Origin of the sequence: Sphingomonas sp. LH128, from assembly GCF_000293195.2 — a bacterium.
GTDB classification, from domain to species: domain Bacteria; phylum Pseudomonadota; class Alphaproteobacteria; order Sphingomonadales; family Sphingomonadaceae; genus Novosphingobium; species Novosphingobium resinovorum_A.
In genome coordinates, this window is the sequence record NZ_ALVC01000412.1 from 1 (window position 1) to 952 (window position 952).

At 67.3% G+C, this 952-nt stretch carries 1 protein-coding gene and 1 pseudogene; both read right to left on the bottom strand.

The window, feature by feature from the left end; all coding sequences use genetic code 11:
- Nucleotides 1-23 precede the first annotated feature (23 nt).
- On the bottom strand, nt 24-632 hold the full coding sequence (gene cobO / locus LH128_RS26860; RefSeq protein ID WP_036524829.1) for a cob(I)yrinic acid a,c-diamide adenosyltransferase: 609 nt from the start codon (nt 630-632) through the stop codon (nt 24-26).
- 53 nt (nt 633-685) lie between these two features.
- Nucleotides 686-952, bottom strand: a pseudogene (locus LH128_RS26865) (ABC transporter substrate-binding protein); the annotation flags it as partial.

Here is a 952-nt window from a genome sequence, read left to right on the forward strand (position 1 = left end):
TCCGGGACGACGAGAGGCGTGCATCAGAACTCGATCCCCGTCTGCGCCTTCACGCCCTGCTCGCGGAAGGGGTGCTTCACCAGCGTCATTTCCGTCACGAGATCGGCCGTGTCGATCAGCCCCTGCGGCGCATTGCGTCCGGTCACGACGACGTGCTTCATCTCCGCACGCGCGGTCAGCACCTCAAGCACTTCCTCAAGCGGCAGGTAGTCATAGCGCAGCACGATGTTCAGCTCGTCCGCCAGCACCATGTCGTAGGCCGGATCGGCGACCATGCGCTTCACCTCGTCCCACGCCTCGCGGGCGAGGGCGATGTCGCGGGCGCGGTCCTGGGTGTTCCAGGTGAAGCCTTCGCCCATCGCCTTGAACTCGACGTTGTCCGGGAAGGCATCGAAGACGGCCTTCTCGCCGGTGGTCATCGCGCCCTTCACGAACTGGACGACGCCCACCTTCCTGCCATGCCCGATCATGCGCACCACCATGCCGAGCGCGGCCGTGGTCTTGCCCTTGCCCTTGCCGGTGTTGACGATCAGCAGGCCCTTTTCCACGGTCTTGCCCGCCATGATGCGGTCATGCGCGGCCTGCTTCTTCTTCATCTTCTCGGCGTGCTGTTCGTCGGTGCGTTCGGCCATCATCATGCTCCTGAGACTTGGGCGAGCAGCAGGCCCGCGCTGTTCGATCGGGGTTTCCAGAGGCCGCGCTCCAGCGCCTCGGCCAGCCGCGCGGCGGGATCGGGCGCAAGGGCGGCGGCGAAGTCCTTCGCCATGACCAGCATGTTGCCGTTGACGCCCAGCTTGAACGGCGCGGCCAGTGCGGCGGGCTGCTGGCTCAGGCCCAGCGTCACCGCCACCGCCAGCGGCGCCAGCATGTGCGCGGCCTGCACCTGTCCGTAGACCAGCCGGTCGCGCAAGGTCGCCCAGCTCGTCGTGCGCACGAGGTCGAGCGCAAGGCC

Excerpts from the sequence above, each read along its gene's own strand:
- cobO (WP_036524829.1), bottom strand. The coding sequence starts at position 632 with ATGGCCGAACGCACCGACGAACAGCACGCCGAGAAGATGAAGAAGAAG.